This window comes from Crassaminicella thermophila (assembly GCF_008152325.1).
In the GTDB taxonomy this organism is placed as follows: Bacteria; Bacillota; Clostridia; order Peptostreptococcales; family Thermotaleaceae; genus Crassaminicella_A; species Crassaminicella_A thermophila.
The window spans coordinates 854,822-874,170 of sequence record NZ_CP042243.1 but is presented as its reverse complement, the minus strand read 5'-3'; the positions used below and the strand labels follow the sequence as shown (position 1 = coordinate 874,170).

Sequence of the window (19,349 nt, the reverse complement as noted above, 5' to 3'; positions counted from 1 at the left end):
CTTCACTTTCTTATTATTATTCCATATTTGTGACTATATTCCTATTTTTCCATACTCATTATATATTTCATAAATTTTCATCATTTTTTATTTAAATAATAATCTACAATTTTAAGATATTTATAATCTCGTAAAATAAAAAACTATTCCAATAAGGAATAGTTTTATAAAATAAGCTGCGTTTCTTCAAGGAAATTTACTAAGTCTTTCATTGCTTCTTCTTCATCTGGTCCATCAATAGTCACCAAAATTTTCTGTCCCTTTCCTAATCCTAACGCCATAACACACATAATACTTTTTGCATTAATCTTTTTAGTATCTTTTTCAACAATAATATCTGAAGTAAATTTATTTGCTAATTGTACAAATAATGCTGCTGCTCTTGCACGCAGCCCTTGTTCATGCATTACAGTAATTTCTTTTTTAAGCATCTATATATCCCCCTCACTGTGCTTTAATTTTTCTGCTATTTTCTCTATTTTTCTTAACCTATGATTCACTCCTGACTTTCCTACAGGTGGATTTAACATTTGTCCTAATTCTTTTAAACTTGCTTCCTTATACTCAAGTCTTAACTCTGCTATTTCTCTTAAACCATCAGGAAGTATTTTAAATCCTGCAGTCTTTTGAATGTATTCTATATTTTTAATCTGCCGCATAGAGGCATTTACAATCTTACTTAGGTTTGCTGTCTCACAATTTACAATTCTGTTTACATTATTCCTTACTTGCTTGACTATTCTTATATTTTCAAGATTTAATAAGGCTGAATAAGCACCCATTATATTTAAAAGATCAACAATTCGATCTCCTTCTTTTAAATATACTACATAACTGCTTTTACGTTGAACAATCTTTGCACCAAGTTCAAAATAATTAATCAAATCCTTCAAGCCTTCACTATGTTCCTCACTACTTGTAACAAATTCTAAGTGATAAGTTTTTTCTGGGTCACTCACAGACCCTGCTCCTAAGAATGCACCTCTTAAGTATGCCCTTTTGCAACATTTTTTTTCAATTAATTCTTTCGGTATGGCATAATCTATAAAGAATTGTTCATCTTTCATTCTTAAAATGCCCACACTTTTTAGGATATCGTTTGCCCCTATATCGCTGCTTATAATAATAATGTAATGGTTATTCTTTTTTAGTAGCTTATTCTTTCTTACCCTTAATTCTGTGTGTACACCAAAACATTTCTTTAGCAATATAAAAATTTTTCTTGCACTAGCAGCATTTTCTGTTACAATTTTTATATTTATTTTCTTATACCCTACCAATTGTATTGTCCCACTCATTCTAATGAGGGCTGATAACTCTGCAAGCTGACAGCATCTGTCTTCTGATATAATTCTTGATAATTCATTTTTTGTCTTCATAGAAAACGACATAGTACCACCTACTTCCAGAAACGAAACGTCTCTAGCTAAATTTATTTTGGCATACAAATAAAGGATATTATTCATATATTATACCATAAATTTGTTACAAATTTATTAAAATTTATATGAATAAACTGTTTATATTTTCATTTTATTATTTTTTGCACTAAATATTTTTTTATGAATTTAAGTTTAGTTTTTTCAAAAATTATCCTGAATGAACGTTATTTTAAAATTTATTAAATATAAAAAGATAAGCAAACTTTAAAAAGACCTCTCAAATATTGAGGTCTTTTTTTATTTCTTTTATTGCTTTTTTTATAATTTCTCTTTCATCATCGTATCTAGCCAACTCAGTAGCCCTATCCATATGAACAAATCGTGCATCTACAAATCCCTCTTCTTTTAGGGGTAGGCAATCCATGCTTCTTGTCTTCATAAGATACCAATGAACAGTTTTATGAACCATTTCATGATCCTGCCAACAATTTTTAAAGGAATATTTTATTTTTCCAATATATTTTATAATTTCAGCTTTTACTCGTCCCTCTTCATAGACTTCTCGTATCGCAGCTGTATCTATTTTTTCATCTTTTTTCACTTTTCCTTTTGGCAGTACCCAGTCCCCATTATATTTACGTAAAAGCAGTATAGCATTTCCGAAAACAACTACACCTCCAGAGCTTATCTCTTCCCTCATAACTTCCACCCCTAACTACAATGAAAACTATTTACTCCTATTATATTTTTCTATGAACTTTTCGTTAATATAGAATGAACGTTTTTTATATTTCTTTTAAAACTATCTATAATATTATTTTTATATTATATCATAAATTAATATATTTTGTCCTGCATGAAGATTTTAAGCTCTTTTTACTCAATAAAAAAAAGAAATATAAAGACTTTAGTTTTTTCAAAAGTTATTTGGAATGCATGTGTCTTTATATTTCTTCTTAAATTTTTTATCTAAACACTTTCAATACTGCTAAAATTTTGTTTGACCAATTTTGTAATCATCTCAGATAGTTTATTTGCATCGTGTCTTATATATTGTTTTTTTATGTCTACAAACGGGCCTTCTACAACCCTTATATGATTTTTATATAGTATTTCTTTATCCTTCTTGGTAAGTCTTATAGGAACAGCTCCATCTGATGCATATTTTTTTAATGTTTCTACAGGGATTTTCTCATTATTTACAAAAACATAATCAATTACAGGTCCATTTAAATAATTAATAATCTCTTTTACATGATCCCATACTCCATATTCATCAGTTTCTCCTGGTTGGGTCATAACATTTGTAACATATACTTTACTCGCAGAAGATTCCCTAATAGCTTTTGCAATATCTTCTACTAATAAATTCGGTATAATACTCGTATATAAGCTTCCTGGACCTAATATAATTACATCTGCATTATAAATTTCTTCTACTGCATCATCTAATGGTTTTACGCCCCTTGGCTTGATAAAAACTTTTTCAATACGGCTTTTAAATTCTTTTACCTTTTTAGGAATTTTTGACTCGCCTTTTATTATTTTTCCATTCTTAAGCTTTGCATAAAGGGTTATATCTTCTAATGTTACAGGAAGAACTTTCCCTGTAACAGCTAAAACATCATTAATTTTTTTAATTGCTTCTTCAAAATTACCCGATATACCATTCATAGCAGCAATTAATAAATTTCCAAAACTTTGTCCCTTTAATTGACCTTCTTCAAATCTATACTGCAATAAATTTTCCATAATAGGCTCTGTATTTGCTAATGCTAAAATACAGTTTCGAATATCCCCTGGAGGTAACATTCCTAAATCCTCTCGAAGAATGCCAGATCCTCCTCCATCATCTGCTACTGTTACAATAGCAGTAATATTAGATGTAAAATTTTTCAGTCCCCTTAACAAAACAGATAATCCTGTTCCCCCTCCAATTACAACAACTTTTGGTCCTTTATTTAAAATTCGTTTTTCATACATTTTTTTCTCTATCTTATTTTGTGTACTCATACCGGATAAATCCATTAAATTCAGTAAAGATCCAACCCCTTTTTTCAAAGCAAATCCAATAAAAATAAACCCTAAAAACAAAATAGACATACAAGTATCAAAAGAAGTATTTTTATAAAACACTTTATAAGCGACAGGCAAAATACCTATTACAATCAGCATAAATCCCATAAAACATAAAAAAATCCATCTCTTAATTTTTAAACCTGGTTTTAACCAATCTAGTAGGTTCATATAAACTACTCCCTAAAAGCGTTTACTGAATCTCTATGATTAATAATTACTCGATGTCCTTTATCTTTTAAACGCTCATATAATATATTTGCTACCGTTACAGATCTATGCTTCCCTCCTGTACATCCAATTCCTATCACAAGCTGTGATTTTCCTTCTTTTATATAAAGGGGAATTAAAAAATCAATCATATCATTAAGCTTTTCTACAAATTCAATGCTTTCTGGCCATTTCATAACATAATCCCGAACTACTTTATCATTTCCAGTATAATCTCTTAAAGTTTCAATATAATGTGGATTTGGTAGAAATCTTACATCAAACACCAAATCTGCATCTAATAATATTCCCTTCTTAAATCCAAATGATTGGATAAAAATAGTTATATTATCAGGTTTGACTCCTTCTATATATATTTTTTTTATTTCTTCCTTTAACTGAGCTGATGTTAAATTTGATGTATCAACAATGTATTTTGCCTTTTTCTTTAACTCTGCTAGTTTTTCTCTTTCCTTAGTAATCCCTTCTATAATCCTGCCACTAGGATTTATAGGATGTACTCTTCTTGTTTCCTTAAATCTCTTAATAAGCACCTCATCTGATGCTTCTAAAAATAAAATCTCATAATTATATCCTTGATTTTTTATAACATCTAAGCTTTTGAACAAATCATCAAAAAATCTTCCTCCCCTTATATCAATTACCAAAGCAATTTTTTCGATTTCCCCTTGTGCATGAAAGCAAAGGTCTGTAAATTTAGGAATTAAAGCTGGAGGCAGGTTGTCAACACAGTAATATCCTAAATCCTCCATACTCTTCATCGCCTGGCTTTTTCCAGCTCCTGATAATCCAGTAATAATAACAAACTTCATATTTCTCCTCCTTTGCTATTTACTCTTTTGCATTTATAATTTGATCAATGCTAAGTTCTGCTTGTATTGCCCTTTGTATTCCTTTATCTACATTTCCTACATCTTCTGGTCTATGAGCATCACTGCTTATGACAAATTTCGCTCCCTCTTTCATTGCAATCTTTATATATTCTACAGTTAAATGTCCATGGCTGCTATTAATCTCTAAGGCTGTTCCCATTTTTGCTGCTGCTTTTGCCACTTCCTTTGTATCAATGTTTGCCTTAGCCCCTGGATGGGTCAAAATATCAATAGGATTGTTATAAATAGCAGCAACTACTGCATCTGTATTTATTACTCTTACCTTTCTATCTACTGTTGGAAAATATCTTGCCAAAAAGTTATTTCCATGAATTCTAAAGCAGTCTATAATATTTTTAGGAATAGCTCCAAAATGATATCCTGCCAATACAATATCTAAACTTTTTAAGGTTTCTTTATCTACATCGAGTTTGCCATCTATACTTATTATATTTGCTTCTATTCCAAGCTTTACTTTTATCTTATCTGTAGATTTATTTATCTTAGCAATTTCTTCTCTCATCTTTGGCAAATCATTCTTTTTTATACCATATAAGAAATGTCCAAAACCATGATCAGAAATCGCAATTTCTGTTAACCCTTTTTTTATTGCAGCTTCTACATTTTGCTGAATAGTTCCTTTTCCATGACTATACAATGTATGTGTATGATAATCAGCAAATATTTTCATTCGTTCTTCACTTCCATTCTTTATGCTTAAACTTGACCAATAATCTTCACTTCTGGATTCAATAAAACACCAAATTTATCCCTTACAGTCTTTTGAACTAGCTCCATTAATAATATTACATCCTCTGCTGTAGCTTTATCTACATTTACAATAAACCCTGAATGCAATGTAGATACTTGAGCACCTCCTACACGAACTCCCTTAAGGCCTGCATCTTCAATAAGTTTTCCAGCATAATATCCAGGAGGTCTCTTAAAGGTACTTCCAGCACTTGGAAGGCTCAATGGCTGCTTTGTTGTTCTTCTTTGGGTAAAATCCTTTATTTTTTCTTTTATCTCAGAATAATCTCCTTTTTCAAATTGCATTTTTACTTCTAATACGACAAATCCCTTTCTTTGAATAATGCTTTCTCTATAACCTAATTCTAATGATTCATTGTTTAAATAAATAATATTTCCTTTATCATCTATAACAGTAGCACCTACTAAAACATCCTTTATTTCTCCCCCATAAGCACCTGCATTCATAGCAACAGCTCCACCTAATGTACCTGGAATGCCGCTTGCAAATTCAAATCCTTTTAAGCTTTTATTTGCAACAATATTTGATAATACAGATAACAATACCCCTGCTTGTGCAGTCACTTCATTTCCATTTATCTCTACCTTATTAAAATTTTCAGCAATTTTTATAACTACACCTCGTATACCCTTATCACGAACAAGGAGGTTGCTTCCATTGCCCATTATATAATAATCTACATCATATTCCTTGCAAACCTTTATAGCATGCTTAACCTCTTCTATTGAATATGGTAATACCATAAGGTCTGTAGGACCTCCTATTTTAAAAGAAGTATGCTTATACATTGGTTCATCTTTTAATATATTCTTTGCTTTAATTTTTTCTATCAATTTATTATAAACATTTATTATATCCACAGTTTTCTCTCCCTATATTTTTTATTTTAAGTATACCATATAAGGCTACTTCCGATTCATTTTTTTCGCTATTTCATTATAAGTCATAATCTTTCTCTTTGCATCATTTATTGCATCCTGTATCGACTTTTCTTCTAAAAGTACCTGTCTAATTTGGCTTTGCAATATTCCTTCAATCTTTAACCAATTAGGATGATGTGGGATATTTTGAGTATATACTAGATTCTTTTCTATTGTAGACATGATCCTATCATTTTTATAGATTTCTCCTACACTCTTTTTAACAGGGAAAGCACCTAATCGATAAAGTTCCTTTTGATACTTTTCTTGAGAAATAAACTTTAAAAACTTTACGCACATATTAAGTTTTTCCTTATCCTCTTGCTTAAATATACCATAAGCAGAAGTATTTTTGCATATTGATACAGGAGTGCCTTTTTTTCCTATAGGATAATTGGCTATAGCAAATTCAAATCCTTTTCCTTCATTCCTTAATTTATTCAATACATTAACAGCCCATGTTCCAGTAGGATATACTGCAACTTTTTTTTCTTTATAAAAGCTTTCCCAAGCTTCCCTTTCTGTATTTTGCCCAAAATTTTTTGGTGTTACTTTATATTTAAGCTTTAAATCAGTAAGCTTTTTTAAGCCACTTACTGCTTTTTTATCATAAAATTTATACACTAAATTCTTATCAAATATTTTTGCTCCATCAGATAATAAAATCCCCCATGTATTATAATCATTTTCTCCAATAAAAGAATTAAATCCATATATATCATTTTCTCCATCTCCATCTTTGTCATAAGTAAGTTCCTTTAGGGTATTCACAAACTCATCATAAGTCCAATTTCCATCCTTAGGAGGATTTACCCCCTTTTCATGAAATAAATCTAGATTTAAAAACATAGTATAAGTAGTCATCATACAAGGAAATCCCCATATTTTACCATTATATCGTACAGCAGCTAAACTCTGCGGCCTGTAATCATTTAATTCTTCTTTTGTTAAGTATGAATCTACTGGTTCTAAAATATTTTGATGTATAACTGTAAAATCAGCACCAACAGGTGCAATATCTGGATAAGTCTTAGTCTTTATAGCTGTTTCTATTTCGTACGGTCCAGTTTTTAAATCTAATGGTTTTAATTCTATGTAAACCCCTGGATTTTCTCTTTCAAACTTTTTTATCTTACCTAAAATCCATCCAAACCTAGTACCATTTTTAACATCTAAATGTGGATAATCCCAAAGAGTAATCACTCCCCTCCATTTCGTTTCTTTTACATCCTCTACTTTATTTTCAGGTCTATTCTCTATAAAATAAAACGGACCAAAAATTATAAAAGCACACAATAATAAACATAAAAAAAGCCTATATGGGCTGTATTTTTTATTTCTCATCGCCTTCACCTCCTATTTATATTTATTATCAACACATATCCTATATGCAAAATAAAAAGCTGCAATCAAAAGATTGCAGCTTTTTTATCTCATAAGCTTCTTTATTTCTGGAAAAGGTTCTAATGCTCTTTCTAAAACTCCCGTTACAAACCCTATCAAAACACCATAATTTACTATAGGCATATTATTTTCTACTGCCTGATTTATCCTAAACTCCATTTCTTTAGGATTTAACATACACCCTCCGCAATGAACAATCAAATCAAACTTCTTCATTTCTTCAGGTTCTGGATAACGTGTACCTGATGTCCACTCAAAATTTAGTTTTCCCCCTACTATCTCTTCAAGCCATCTCGGTATTTTGTCTCTACCTATATCCCCTTCTTGTCTATGATGAGTACATGCTTCACAAATCAATACATTATCACCTATATTTAAAGCTTTTATTCTATTTACTCCTGATACTAAAGGTTCTAATTCACCCTTATACCTTGCAAATAATATAGAAAATGAAGTTAAAGGAATATCTTTTGGAGTATCCTTATCTACCTTTTCAAAGGCTTGAGAATCAGTAATAACAAGTTTTGGTTTTTTCCCTAATCCATTTAAAGTATTTTTCAATTCTGTTTCTCTTGTTACAATCGCTACTGCTCCATGATCAATTACATCCCTTATTGTCTGCTGTTGAGGCAAAATCATTCTTCCCTTAGGAGCTGCCTTATCTATAGGAGTTACTAATACTACAAAATCATAAGGGTCTAATAAATCTCCCACTATTACCTTTTCATGCTTTTCTATATTTGCTGTTTCAATAATTTTTTGTTTTAAATTTTCAATTCCTTCCTTCTCTTTTGCACTCACCTTTATAAAAGGAATCTTATAGGTTTTTTCCCATTCTTTAATAATAGAATCTTCTATTATTTCTAAATCTGCTTTATTTACAACACCTAGCATTGGAATTTTCTTTTCTTTTATTCTTTCAATAATTTCTCTGTCAAAATCCGTAACGCCATATTGTGCTGTTACTACCAAAACAGCTAATTCAGTCTTATTCAAAACATCATATGTCTTTTTTTAATCCTTAATTCTCCTAAAGTTCCTTCATCATCAATTCCTGCTGTATCGATAATAACTACAGGTCCTATAGGCAATATTTCCATCGCTTTATAAACAGGATCTGTCGTCGTACCCGCTACATTTGACACAAGGGCAATATCTTGATTAGTAAGGGCATTTATTAAACTTGACTTTCCTGCATTTCTTTTTCCGAATATTGCAATATGCAATCTATTACTTCTTGGTGTCTCCTGCATCTTTTAACTCCTCCAAATCTATTTTTAAATAAGGTGGAAATTTTCTTCCTGATTCTGTTATTGCTTTATATGCACTCTCTAAATCAACCATATTTTTCTCACTATATATCTGATAATTATAGCGATATTTCACTGGTGTATTAATTAACATAATAGTATTTGCTCCAGCCTTTAATGCTTTTGTTTGTCCATCAGGATCTAATGTAGCTAAAGCTGTAGTTGCTGGTAAAAATACTCTCTTACAAACAATCCTTGTAACAGCTACTGCTTTTAAAGTCATATCAACACTTCCTGGTGGATATTTTTCAAATGGTGTCCCTTTTGCTGGAAGAAAAGGTCCTATCCCAATCATATTAATTCCCATTTCTTTAAAGTAAATAATATCTCTTGCAATATCCTCAACTCTCTGTCCAGGAAGACCAATTATATTTCCTGATCCATTTAGGTATCCTAACTCTCTTAGCCAACTAGAACATTGCTTTCTAATATTAAAATCATCATCTGGATGAATAAATTTAAAAATATCTTTATTTGTAGTCTCAATTTTTAATAAGAAATTATCTGCACCCATTTTTTTATATAAAGCATATTCCTCTTTTGGTCTTTCTCCTATACTTAATGTAATTCTCATCCCTGTTTCTTTCTTTATTCTTTTAATAATGGATACAATTTTTTCAGGTGTCCACCATAAATCCTCTCCAGACTGCAAAATAACTGTTTGAAGTCCTATTTTGTGTATTTGATGAACAACATCCATAATTTCATCTTCACTCATTCTGTAACGCTTTAAATCATTTAGGCTCTTTCTAACACCACAGTATTTACAGTCTTTTCTGCATATATTTGAAAACTCTATTGCACCTCTTATATCTACCGTATCTCCAATAATTTCTTTTCTCATTCTATCTGCTGCATCAAATAAAGCATCCATTTCTGCCTTTCTCTCTGTTTTAAGAAGTCTTACAATATCTTCAAAGCTTAATTCTTCTCCTTCTTCTACTTTTTTAAGTATCATAAGAAAATCATCAGAAATAACAGATTGATACAATTTCTCTACAAGTCCTGAAAGCTTCTTTGGAATTTCTGGATAAATACCTTCAAGCTTTATTTCATTTTCTTTTAAAATAACTTCTGCTTGTTTTAAATCTTCTGTTTTTACCTTGATAGCAATGGCACATACAGAACCATATTCAGAAGGAGCAGGAACTAAAGCAGTTTTTAGTCCCGAATCCTTTAATAATTGATCTCCTCTTAGCATATGGTTTGTTGATCCTGCCATAATCAAATAGTATTTCGGCTTTTGCTCCATTCCTTCCTCCTAAAAGTATAGATCTTTTTCTCCATTTTCAATTCTTTCTAGTCTCTTAATTGTCTCTGCTTTTACCTTTTCATCTTCAATTTTTTGAAGTTCCTTTTCAATCATTTTTTCTCCTTTTTCTTTCGTTTTAGCTGATGCAAATCTAACTAAATTCTCTTTAAATGTTAAAATTGCATTTGGCTGACAAAACTCATGTATATGTGCATCCTTAGCAAGCTCCATAAAAGCTTCTCCTGTTCTATTTGCTCTATAACAAGCCGTACAAAAGCTTGGAAGATGTCCTTGTTCACAAACTACTTGCAGCATTTCATCAAGAGTTCTTTCATCACTTGTTTCAAATTGTGTCGCTTCTCTATCATCTTCTTCATATCCTCCAGGATTTGTTCTTGAGCCTGCTGATATTTGAGAAACCCCTAAATTAAGCAACTCATCTCGAAGTGCAGGAGCTTCCCTAGTTGAAAGTATAATCCCTGTATAAGGAACAGTTAATCGATAAACTGCAATAATCTTTTTAAATTCCTCATCATTAATTGGATAAGGTACCGTCTCAAGAGCAGAGCCTAATGCTGGTCTTAACCTTGGTATAGATATAGTATGAGGCCCTACACTATATTTATCATCCATATACTGTGAATGCATAAGTGTTCCTAATACATCAAACTTATAATCATATAATCCTAATAAAGCTCCAATACCAAAATCATCAATACCTGCTTCAAAAGCTCTCTCAATAGCTGTTAAGCGATAATCATAATCAGACTTAAATCCTGTTGGATGCATTTTTTTATAAGTTTCTCTATGATAAGTTTCTTGAAAAATTTGAAAAGTTCCAATCCCTACTGCCTTCAACTTTTTAAAATCTTCCACACTCATAGGAGCTGCATTTACATTAATTCTTCTAATATCAACATTTTCATATATTGCACTTACCGAATCAGTAATATGATCAATATGAGTCTTTTTAGGGTCCTCTCCGCATACCAATAAAATTCTTTTATGTCCCTGACTCTCTATAGCCCTCGCTTCATTTACAACTTCATCTGCGCTTAACGTTCTTCTATGAAGTTCCTTGTTTGCTGATCTAAAACCACAGTATAAGCAATTATTCGTACACTCATTGCTCGTATAAAGAGGTGCAAAGATAACAATACGATTACCATATATCTTATCTTTTATATATCTTGCTGCATCAAACAATTTTTCTAACAACTGAGTATCCTCTATCTGCAACAAAACAGCAGCTTCTTCTAATGTAAGACCGTAACAATCTCTTGCTTTTTCAATGATTTCTAATATCTCTTTTTTACTAGCTTTTTTACCTTTCTCTAAAAGATCATGTATTTTTTCCTCATTGATAATTTCATGTGTATTCACCATATTCACTCCCTAAATTATTTTTTGGTTAGTGCACTTTTTACATTCACTCCAGTAAGTCTTCCTAGCTTTCCTGTTAATGCTCCTATTTCATCAGTTGTACCGTCTACAATAATAGAAATAACGCTTACATCCTTTTCCTTATAAGGTATCCCCATTCTTCCAACGATAATCTCTCCAAAATTGCTCAACAATTTATTTACATCATCTACATTCTCTCTATTTTCAACGATAATTGCTACAACACCTATTCGTTTGTTCATAACCTTTTCCCCTTCCTATTTACTCAATAAAAAATTCGCTTCATGCTATCGCATGGCTCATGTCGCCAACGAGTCCTAACGGACTCCGTTGCTCAAAATAGTTGATACTTTTATTCAGTTACCAAAGTTATCAACAGTTCAAAAAATTTATAATTTCATATAGAATAAAAAAACTTTCCTCAAAGATAAGGAAAGTTTCTATACAAAATAATTATTTGCACATAAGATCACCTTCTTACCTTTTGCTCAGAAAATTCCTTGCAATTAGTTTTATAAAAAAATCCTCCTGATGAATAAAATCCATCAGTCAGATTACAATTATATTTTATAATTTTTCCATATAATTTTCAATATTGTTTTAAAATTATAATAAAAGGTAGATGAAAAACATCTACCTTTTATTTATTATTTACAACCGCAATCGCAATCTTTTGTTGCAGCTGCTTCTTGACAGCATGAATCTGTAGGAAATTGCTCCTTAGCAGCATAATGAGTGTGTAATAATTCATGTGCTTTATGACTATTTGGCTTTCCTAAGAAATCTTCATAAAGCTTTTTGATTTGTGGATTTTCATGAGATTTTCTAATTGTAAGAAGCTCATCTTCTTCATACAATGCTTTTGCTCTTTCTGCTTTTACATCTATATCCATTTTTGTTTTAGCAGAAACATGTGGCTGACCTCCACCACATACACATCCTCCAGGACATGCCATAACTTCAATAAAGTGATAATCCTTCTCTCCTGCTTTTACCATATCTAGTACTTTTGCTGCATTAGCTGTTCCATGAGCAACAGCAACCTTAATTTCTTTTCCGCCTAATACTACTGTTGCTTCTTTTACTCCTTCAACACCTCTTACAGCTTCGTACTCAACATTTTCAAAGGATTTTCCTTCTAATACTTCTGCTACTGTTCTTAAAGCTGCTTCCATAACCCCTCCAGTAACACCAAAGATTACACCAGCACCTGTATAATCACCTAATAAATCTTGATCATATTTTTCATCTTCAAGCTCTAAGAATTTAATTCTTGCTTGCTTGATCATTTTTGCCAATTCTCTTGTAGTTAATACAATATCTACATCTCTAATACCATTTACATTCATTTCATTTCTTTGTGATTCTGTCTTTTTAGAAGTACATGGCATTATTGAAACAACACATATATTTTTAGGGTCAATATCATTCTTTTGTGCATAATAAGATTTAATAATAGCACCCATCATTTGTTGTGGTGATTTACATGTTGATAAGTTATCTAAAAACTCTGGATAATTAAATTCACAGAATCTAATCCAACCTGGTGAACAAGAAGTAATCATTGGAAGCTTTCCACCATTTTGGATTCTACCTAATAATTCTGTTCCTTCTTCCATGATTGTTAAGTCAGCTGCAAAGTCTGTATCATAAACTTTATCAAATCCAAGTCTTTTAAGAGCTGCAACCATTTTACCTGTAACTCTTGTTCCTATAGGTAGTCCAAATTCTTCTCCAAGTGCTGCTCTTACAGCTGGAGCTGTTTGTACTACAACATGTACATCAGGATTATCAAGAACATCCCATACTTTATCAATATCATCTTTTTCTTTTAATGCACCTACTGGACAAGCAGTAATACATTGTCCACAATAAATACATGGTACATCTGCCATGCTTTTTTCAAAAGCAGGAGCTACTCTTGTTTCAAATCCTCTATTAACAAAATCAAGAATACCTATTCCTTGTACATTTTTACATACATTTACACATCTTCCACAAAGAATACATTTGCTTTGATCTCTTACAATAGAGTAAGACTGATCATCAATCACTGTTTCAGTTTTTTCTCCTTCAAAAGGAATTTCACTAATTCCTAATTCATCTGCAATATTTTGTAATTCACAGTTTTTATTTCTAACACAAGTTAAACATTCTCTATTATGGTTAGAAAGAATCAACTCTACGTTTGATTTTCTAGCATCTCTTACCTTCTTTGTATTTGTTTTTACAACCATTCCCTCTGCAACTGGATGCACACAAGAAGCTTGCAAAGCTCTTGCTCCTTCTACTTCAACTAAACATACACGACAAGCTCCTATTTCATTTATATCCTTTAAATAACATAAAGTAGGAATGTCTATACCAGCAAGCTTAGCAGCTTGAAGAATTGTATAATCTTTTGGGACTTCGACTTTTATATTATCAATGGTTAAAGTAACTTTTTCCACTATTGTCACTCTCCTTTTCCTTTAAGATAGCAGAACTTACTTCTTGCTTATTGCTTTGAATGGACATGCTTCCATACAAGCGCCACACTTAATACATTTTTCTGTATCAATTGTATATACTTCTTTTCCTTTTACTCCATCTATACAATTAACAGGACATTTGTTTGCACAAATACCACATTTTTTACATAATTCAGGGTCAACTGTGTAAGATAATAACTCTTGACATACCCCTGCTGGACATCTCTTCTCATTTACATGTGCTTCATACTCATCTCTAAAATATTTTAATGTAGATAATACAGGGTTTGGAGCTGTTTGACCTAATCCACATAAAGCAGAAGCTTTAATACTTTGCGCTAATCTTTCAAGCTTATCAATATCTTCTGGTTCTCCCTTACCTGATGTAATCTTATCTAATATTTCTAACATTCTCTTTGTACCGATTCTACATGGAGGACACTTACCACAGCTTTCATCTACTGTAAAGTCTAAGAAGAATCTTGCAACGTCAACCATACAGTTATCTTCATCCATTACAATCATACCACCTGAACCCATCATAGATCCTAGAGCAATAAGATTGTCGTAATCAATTGGTGTATCTAAATAATCAGCAGTAATACATCCACCAGATGGTCCACCTGTTTGTACTGCTTTAAATTTCTTTCCATTTGGTATTCCGCCACCAATTTCATAGATAACTTCTCTTAATGTTGTTCCCATAGGGATTTCAAGAAGTCCAGTATTATTTATCTTTCCACCTAATGCAAATACTTTTGTTCCTTTTGATTTTTCTGTTCCCATACTTGCAAACCATTCTGCACCATTTAGAATGATTTGAGGTACATTTGCATAAGTTTCAACATTGTTTAATAATGTTGGTTTTTGCCATAAACCTTTAACTGCTGGGAAAGGTGGTCTTGGTCTTGGCATACCTCTTTTACCTTCTATAGAATTAAGAAGTGCTGTTTCTTCACCACAAACGAATGCTCCTGCACCAAGTCTTATTTCTAAATCAAACTCAAAGTCTGTATCAAAAATATTTTTTCCTAATAATCCATATTCTCTTGCTTGATCAATAGCAATTTGTAATCTGTGTACAGCAATTGGATATTCTGCTCTTACATATACATATCCTTGATTTGCACCTACTGCATAAGCTGCTATTGCCATAGCTTCTACAAGAGCATGTGGATCTCCCTCAAGTACAGATCTATCCATAAATGCACCAGGGTCCCCTTCATCTGCGTTACAAGCTACATATTTTTGATCTCCCTGTGCCTTGTATGTGAATTCCCACTTAAGTCCTGTTGGGAAACCACCGCCTCCACGACCACGAAGTCCAGATTTTTTAATTGTATCGATTACTTCTTCTCTTGTCATTTCTGTAAGAACTTTTCCTAATGCTTTGTATCCATCAAAAGCAATATATTCTTTAATATCTTCAGGGTTGATTACACCACAGTTTCTAAGTGCAACCCTTTTTTGTTTTTTGTAAAAATCTACTTCATTTATAGAACGAACCTTGTCTTCCTCTATTGCTTCTTTAAACAATAAATCTTTTACAATTCTTCCCTTTAATAAGTGTTCTTCTGTAATTCTTTTTACATCTTCAATTTTTACATGGCTATAAAAAGCTCCCTCAGGATATACAATAACAATTGGTCCTGCTTCACATAAACCAAAACATCCTGTTTTAACAATTTTCACTTCATTTGTTAAGTTATTTTTCTCTAGCTCTTTATTAAAAGTATCGATAAGTGTTTCTGAACCTGAAGAAGTACAACCCGTACCACCACAGATTAGGACATGTGCTCTATATAATTCCATCATCTTACCTCCTCACAAATTATTTATCTATATTACTCTGCCGCTCCAATGGTATATTTGTCGATTACTTTTCCATTGACAATATGCTCTGCAACAACTTGCTTCGCTTTCTCTGGAGTCATTTCTACATACGTTACTTTTTCTTCTCCTGGTCTATATACTTCAATGATTGGCTCTAATCTGCATACACCTATACATCCTGTCTGAGATACAATTACATCTTGAAGATTTCTCTTTTTTACTTCTTCTAATAATGCCATAAGCACTGGTCTTGCACCAGCAGATATACCGCAAGTAGCCATACCTACAACAATTCTTGTTCCTTCTCTATCACATCTTATATCAACTTTTTTTAATACTTCTTCACGGATTTTTGCTAATTCCTCTAAAGATTTCATAAAGTGTCCCCCTCCTAGTTTAAGGTTTCGTAATAACGTTTTCCTCCTACACCGTTATTAATATTAATACTTTTCAAGTATTCCAGGCACATCTGATTCAACTAATCTTCCATATACATCTTCATTAACAGTTAATACTGGAGCTAGTCCACAAGCACCAATACATCTAGTCGCTTCTAATGTGAATTTTCCATCTGGTGAAGTTTTTCCAACCTCTACATTAATTTCTTCCTTAATTCTGTCAATAATCTTTTGAGCACCTTTTACATAACAAGCTGTACCTAAGCATACTCCTATTACATACTCCCCTTTTGGTTCAAGAGAGAATTGTGCATAGAAAGTAACAACACCATAGATCTCTGCCATAGGGATATTTAGTCCTTCAGAAATCTTTTTTTGCACTTCTAATGGAACACATCCAAATATTTTTTGTGCATCATTTAAGACTGGCATCAAAGCACCTTTTGTGTCTTTATATTTTTGAATTACTTCATCTAATTTTGCAAAGTTTTCTTCTGTAAAAATTTTCTTTGCCATAGAACCTCCCCCTCTTTATTGTAATTTTAAAAATTAATTTATAAATAAAACAAATTTTTGTCTTACACCAAATTATCATCATTATATCAAATAATAAGTGAATTTTGTATATTTTTTATCAATCTTTTTCAAAGTTTTTTTTTCCATTTTTGAAATTGTCCATCATTTTCTGGCATATTTTCAAAATAGTTTGATATAATTCCAAATTATTTGTATTGATGTAAATTCCATACATTTTCTATATAATTATTTTTCCTTCTATATTTTGGTATTTGCATTTTGGCAAAATTAATTATTTATTTTTTTGAATTTTTAGTATTTTCTGCATGTTATTTGTTTGTGTGATCGTTTAAATTTTCACCATTATTAAAATTCTATCTTCATTTTTCCTTTATGTCAAACAAAAATTTGTCATATAATCAGATTTTTATATAAATAAAATCTCATACTATAGACAAAATAAAATTTATGATTGAAAAATAAAAGTGAATAATTGCAAAGTTTTCTCTAAAAATTTGTTTATGAGCGTTATTTTTCAATTCATTTATAATAAATTTGTCAACAAGCTCAGATTTTTATATAAATAAAACCTCCTTAGTCATTTTCTGACCAAGGAGTTTTTTACGATTCTATCACTTCTATTAAATCACCTGCCCTAATTTTTCCACCCTTTAAAACCCTTGTAAAGATTCCTTCATTTGGCATAATACACTTACCTACCTGTTTTTTTATAATGCAACCATCATGACACTCTTTTCCTATTTGAGAAACCTCTTGAATAGTTTCTCCTATTTTTAGTTTTGTACCTATAGGTAATTTATGTAAAACAATTCCTTCTGTTGTCAGGTTTTCAGCAAATTTTCCATTGCAGAGTCCCTTAACTCCTGCTTGTTTCATTTTTTCAACACTTTCAACACCAAGTAAACTAACCTGTCTATGCCATTTTCCAGCATGGGCATCCCCTACCAAACCATGTCCTTCTTGAAAAACTCCTTCTTCTATAGGTGTTTTTACAACTCCCTTTTTTTTACTAATATTTACTGCCAAAACTTTCCCTTTCAAATTTCTCCCCCTCTCTAATGTAAGTCCCTGACTTTCCTCCTGTCTTTTTTACCAATCTTATATCAGAAATAACCATATCTTTATCTACTGCTTTACACATATCATAAATCGTTAAAGCCGCAACAGATACTGCATTTAATGCTTCCATCTCAACCCCAGTCTTTCCTATTGTTTTTACTACTCCTTCAATATGAATAACAGATCTTTCTTCATCTAAGTAAAATTTCATGTCAACTCCTGTAATAAATATGTTGTGGCACATAGGAATATTCTCACTAGTTTTTTTTGCTCCCATAATCCCTGCTATTTGTGCTACAGATAAAACGTCTCCCTTTTTCATCTTTCCTTCTTGAATCATCTTCATTGTACTTTTTGCTACCTTAATACATCCTCTTGCTACTGCTAATCTTTTTGTATCTTCTTTATCTCCTACTTCTACCATTTTTACTCTTCCATTTTCATCTATGTGGGTAAACATAATTATCCTCCTATTCTAACCATATCTCTTATAATAGGTTGATGATCCTTTTCATTTAATTTATGTTCCTTAGGTTTTTTATAAATAGCAATTTTAATCATATCTTCTAAATTTCCATTTTTTTGCCTTAGAATAGATTTTAAATCAATTTCCTTATTTGAGTGTAAGCAGGGCTTTAACCTACCATCTGCAGTTAGACGTATACGGTTGCAATACTTACAAAAATGATGACTTATAGGATTTATAAACCCTACTTTTCCTTTTGCATCAGCAAATTTAAAGTACTGAGCAGGACTGCTTTTATCTCCCTCATATACAGGGATTAAATCTTTTAGCTGATATTTTAAAACATCATTAGATAAAAATTTAGATTTTGCCCATTTGCTTGCTTGACCAATAGGCATTAATTCTATAAAGCGAACTTCTATATTTTCTTTTATGGTTAAATTTACAAAATCCATGATTTCATCATCATTAAAACCACCTATGACCACCACATTTAATTTAACTGGAAAAAGACCTATCTTTTTTGCTTCTTCTATTCCTTCTAAAACATCCCCTAATCTTCCGCCCCTTGTTATTTCACTATATTTTTCTGCTTTTAAGGTATCTAGGCTAATATTTACACGCTTTAATCCTGCATGTTTTAAATCTTTTGCATATTTTTTTAGTAAAGTACCATTAGTTGTTAAAGCAACATCTTTTATTTCTTCTAAGTTAGATATCTTCTCAATTAAATGAATCATCCCTTTGCGAACAAGGGGTTCTCCTCCTGTTATTCTTACCTTTTCTATTCCCAAATTCACTGATGCTTTTACTACTTTAAATATCTCCTCAATGGATAAAATTTGTTCGTGCTTTCTTTTATAAACACCTTCTTTTGGCATACAATATTTACATCTTAAATTGCATAAATCTGTAACTGAAACTCTAAGATAATTAATGCTTCTACCAAAAGGATCCTTCAT

General features: G+C 31.4%; 18 protein-coding genes and 1 pseudogene. All 19 read right to left on the bottom strand.

Features of this window, described 5'->3' with window-relative positions:
• Window positions 1–164 precede the first annotated feature (164 nt).
• Window positions 165–431, bottom strand: coding sequence for an HPr family phosphocarrier protein (locus FQB35_RS03975; RefSeq protein WP_148808741.1), 267 nt, complete (start codon window positions 429–431; stop codon window positions 165–167).
• On the bottom strand, window positions 432–1,391 hold the full coding sequence (gene whiA / locus FQB35_RS03970; protein WP_148810750.1) for a DNA-binding protein WhiA: 960 nt from the start codon (window positions 1,389–1,391) through the stop codon (window positions 432–434).
• Window positions 1,392–1,659: 268 nt separating this feature from the next.
• Window positions 1,660–2,082, bottom strand: coding sequence for an NUDIX hydrolase (locus FQB35_RS03965; RefSeq protein WP_148808740.1), 423 nt, complete (start codon window positions 2,080–2,082; stop codon window positions 1,660–1,662).
• A 269-nt stretch (window positions 2,083–2,351) separates the two neighbouring features.
• Window positions 2,352–3,629 carry a gluconeogenesis factor YvcK family protein gene (locus tag FQB35_RS03960; protein ID WP_148808739.1) on the bottom strand — a complete coding sequence of 426 codons (1,278 nt, stop codon included), beginning with the start codon at window positions 3,627–3,629 and terminating at the stop codon, window positions 2,352–2,354.
• A gap of 5 nt (window positions 3,630–3,634) precedes the next feature.
• The gene (rapZ, locus tag FQB35_RS03955; RefSeq protein WP_148808738.1) at window positions 3,635–4,501 is read right to left on the bottom strand and encodes an RNase adapter RapZ; all 867 of its coding nucleotides are present in this window, start codon (window positions 4,499–4,501) and stop codon (window positions 3,635–3,637) included.
• Between the two features lie 19 nt (window positions 4,502–4,520).
• Complete coding sequence (locus tag FQB35_RS03950) at window positions 4,521–5,252, bottom strand: PHP domain-containing protein (protein ID WP_148808737.1); 732 nt, start codon at window positions 5,250–5,252, stop codon at window positions 4,521–4,523.
• A gap of 26 nt (window positions 5,253–5,278) precedes the next feature.
• Window positions 5,279–6,184 carry a UDP-N-acetylmuramate dehydrogenase gene (gene murB / locus FQB35_RS03945; RefSeq protein ID WP_408625488.1) on the bottom strand — a complete coding sequence of 302 codons (906 nt, stop codon included), beginning with the start codon at window positions 6,182–6,184 and terminating at the stop codon, window positions 5,279–5,281.
• Window positions 6,185–6,238: 54 nt separating this feature from the next.
• Window positions 6,239–7,597, bottom strand: a complete 1,359-nt coding sequence (locus tag FQB35_RS03940; protein WP_148808735.1) for an extracellular solute-binding protein — start codon at window positions 7,595–7,597, stop codon at window positions 6,239–6,241.
• Window positions 7,598–7,681: 84 nt separating this feature from the next.
• Window positions 7,682–8,910 (bottom strand): annotated as a pseudogene (gene hydF / locus FQB35_RS03935) ([FeFe] hydrogenase H-cluster maturation GTPase HydF).
• On the bottom strand, window positions 8,888–10,219 hold the full coding sequence (gene hydE / locus FQB35_RS03930) for a [FeFe] hydrogenase H-cluster radical SAM maturase HydE (RefSeq protein ID WP_148808734.1): 1,332 nt from the start codon (window positions 10,217–10,219) through the stop codon (window positions 8,888–8,890). Before hydE ends, hydF begins: the two are co-directional and overlap by 23 nt.
• A 9-nt stretch (window positions 10,220–10,228) precedes the next feature.
• On the bottom strand, window positions 10,229–11,605 hold the full coding sequence (gene hydG / locus FQB35_RS03925; protein ID WP_148808733.1) for a [FeFe] hydrogenase H-cluster radical SAM maturase HydG: 1,377 nt from the start codon (window positions 11,603–11,605) through the stop codon (window positions 10,229–10,231).
• A 14-nt stretch (window positions 11,606–11,619) separates the two neighbouring features.
• Window positions 11,620–11,865 carry a TM1266 family iron-only hydrogenase system putative regulator gene (locus FQB35_RS03920; RefSeq protein WP_148808732.1) on the bottom strand — a complete coding sequence of 82 codons (246 nt, stop codon included), beginning with the start codon at window positions 11,863–11,865 and terminating at the stop codon, window positions 11,620–11,622.
• Between the two features lie 405 nt (window positions 11,866–12,270).
• On the bottom strand, window positions 12,271–14,073 hold the full coding sequence (locus FQB35_RS03915) for an NADH-dependent [FeFe] hydrogenase, group A6 (protein ID WP_148808731.1): 1,803 nt from the start codon (window positions 14,071–14,073) through the stop codon (window positions 12,271–12,273).
• A gap of 36 nt (window positions 14,074–14,109) precedes the next feature.
• Window positions 14,110–15,906, bottom strand: coding sequence for an NADH-quinone oxidoreductase subunit NuoF (gene nuoF, locus FQB35_RS03910; RefSeq protein ID WP_148808730.1), 1,797 nt, complete (start codon window positions 15,904–15,906; stop codon window positions 14,110–14,112).
• Window positions 15,907–15,938: 32 nt separating this feature from the next.
• Entirely contained in the window at window positions 15,939–16,304 is a 366-nt protein-coding gene (locus FQB35_RS03905; RefSeq protein ID WP_148808729.1) for a (2Fe-2S) ferredoxin domain-containing protein, read from the bottom strand.
• A gap of 63 nt (window positions 16,305–16,367) precedes the next feature.
• Complete coding sequence (locus FQB35_RS03900) at window positions 16,368–16,841, bottom strand: NADH-quinone oxidoreductase subunit NuoE family protein (protein ID WP_148808728.1); 474 nt, start codon at window positions 16,839–16,841, stop codon at window positions 16,368–16,370.
• 621 nt (window positions 16,842–17,462) lie between these two features.
• Complete coding sequence (locus FQB35_RS03895; RefSeq protein WP_148808727.1) at window positions 17,463–17,903, bottom strand: MOSC domain-containing protein; 441 nt, start codon at window positions 17,901–17,903, stop codon at window positions 17,463–17,465.
• Entirely contained in the window at window positions 17,872–18,381 is a 510-nt protein-coding gene (gene moaC, locus FQB35_RS03890; protein WP_333473050.1) for a cyclic pyranopterin monophosphate synthase MoaC, read from the bottom strand. The genes FQB35_RS03895 and moaC overlap by 32 nt, the downstream gene beginning before the upstream one ends.
• A 2-nt stretch (window positions 18,382–18,383) precedes the next feature.
• Window positions 18,384–19,349 carry a GTP 3',8-cyclase MoaA gene (gene moaA, locus FQB35_RS03885; RefSeq protein ID WP_148808725.1) on the bottom strand — a complete coding sequence of 322 codons (966 nt, stop codon included), beginning with the start codon at window positions 19,347–19,349 and terminating at the stop codon, window positions 18,384–18,386.

Excerpts from the sequence above, each read along its gene's own strand:
- moaC (WP_333473050.1), bottom strand. The coding sequence starts at position 18,381 with ATGTTTACCCACATAGATGAAAATGGAAGAGTAAAAATGGTAGAAGTA.
- FQB35_RS03920 (WP_148808732.1), bottom strand. The coding sequence starts at position 11,865 with ATGAACAAACGAATAGGTGTTGTAGCAATTATCGTTGAAAATAGAGAG.
- FQB35_RS03950 (WP_148808737.1), bottom strand. The coding sequence starts at position 5,252 with ATGAAAATATTTGCTGATTATCATACACATACATTGTATAGTCATGGA.
- hydE (WP_148808734.1), bottom strand. The coding sequence starts at position 10,219 with ATGGAGCAAAAGCCGAAATACTATTTGATTATGGCAGGATCAACAAAC.
- rapZ (WP_148808738.1), bottom strand. The coding sequence starts at position 4,501 with ATGAAGTTTGTTATTATTACTGGATTATCAGGAGCTGGAAAAAGCCAG.
- FQB35_RS03975 (WP_148808741.1), bottom strand. The coding sequence starts at position 431 with ATGCTTAAAAAAGAAATTACTGTAATGCATGAACAAGGGCTGCGTGCA.
- FQB35_RS03905 (WP_148808729.1), bottom strand. The coding sequence starts at position 16,304 with ATGAAATCTTTAGAGGAATTAGCAAAAATCCGTGAAGAAGTATTAAAA.
- FQB35_RS03965 (WP_148808740.1), bottom strand. The coding sequence starts at position 2,082 with ATGAGGGAAGAGATAAGCTCTGGAGGTGTAGTTGTTTTCGGAAATGCT.
- FQB35_RS03960 (WP_148808739.1), bottom strand. The coding sequence starts at position 3,629 with ATGAACCTACTAGATTGGTTAAAACCAGGTTTAAAAATTAAGAGATGG.
- hydG (WP_148808733.1), bottom strand. The coding sequence starts at position 11,605 with ATGGTGAATACACATGAAATTATCAATGAGGAAAAAATACATGATCTT.
- whiA (WP_148810750.1), bottom strand. The coding sequence starts at position 1,391 with ATGTCGTTTTCTATGAAGACAAAAAATGAATTATCAAGAATTATATCA.
- FQB35_RS03900 (WP_148808728.1), bottom strand. The coding sequence starts at position 16,841 with ATGGCAAAGAAAATTTTTACAGAAGAAAACTTTGCAAAATTAGATGAA.
- nuoF (WP_148808730.1), bottom strand. The coding sequence starts at position 15,906 with ATGGAATTATATAGAGCACATGTCCTAATCTGTGGTGGTACGGGTTGT.
- moaA (WP_148808725.1), bottom strand. The coding sequence starts at position 19,349 with ATGAAGGATCCTTTTGGTAGAAGCATTAATTATCTTAGAGTTTCAGTT.
- FQB35_RS03940 (WP_148808735.1), bottom strand. The coding sequence starts at position 7,597 with ATGAGAAATAAAAAATACAGCCCATATAGGCTTTTTTTATGTTTATTA.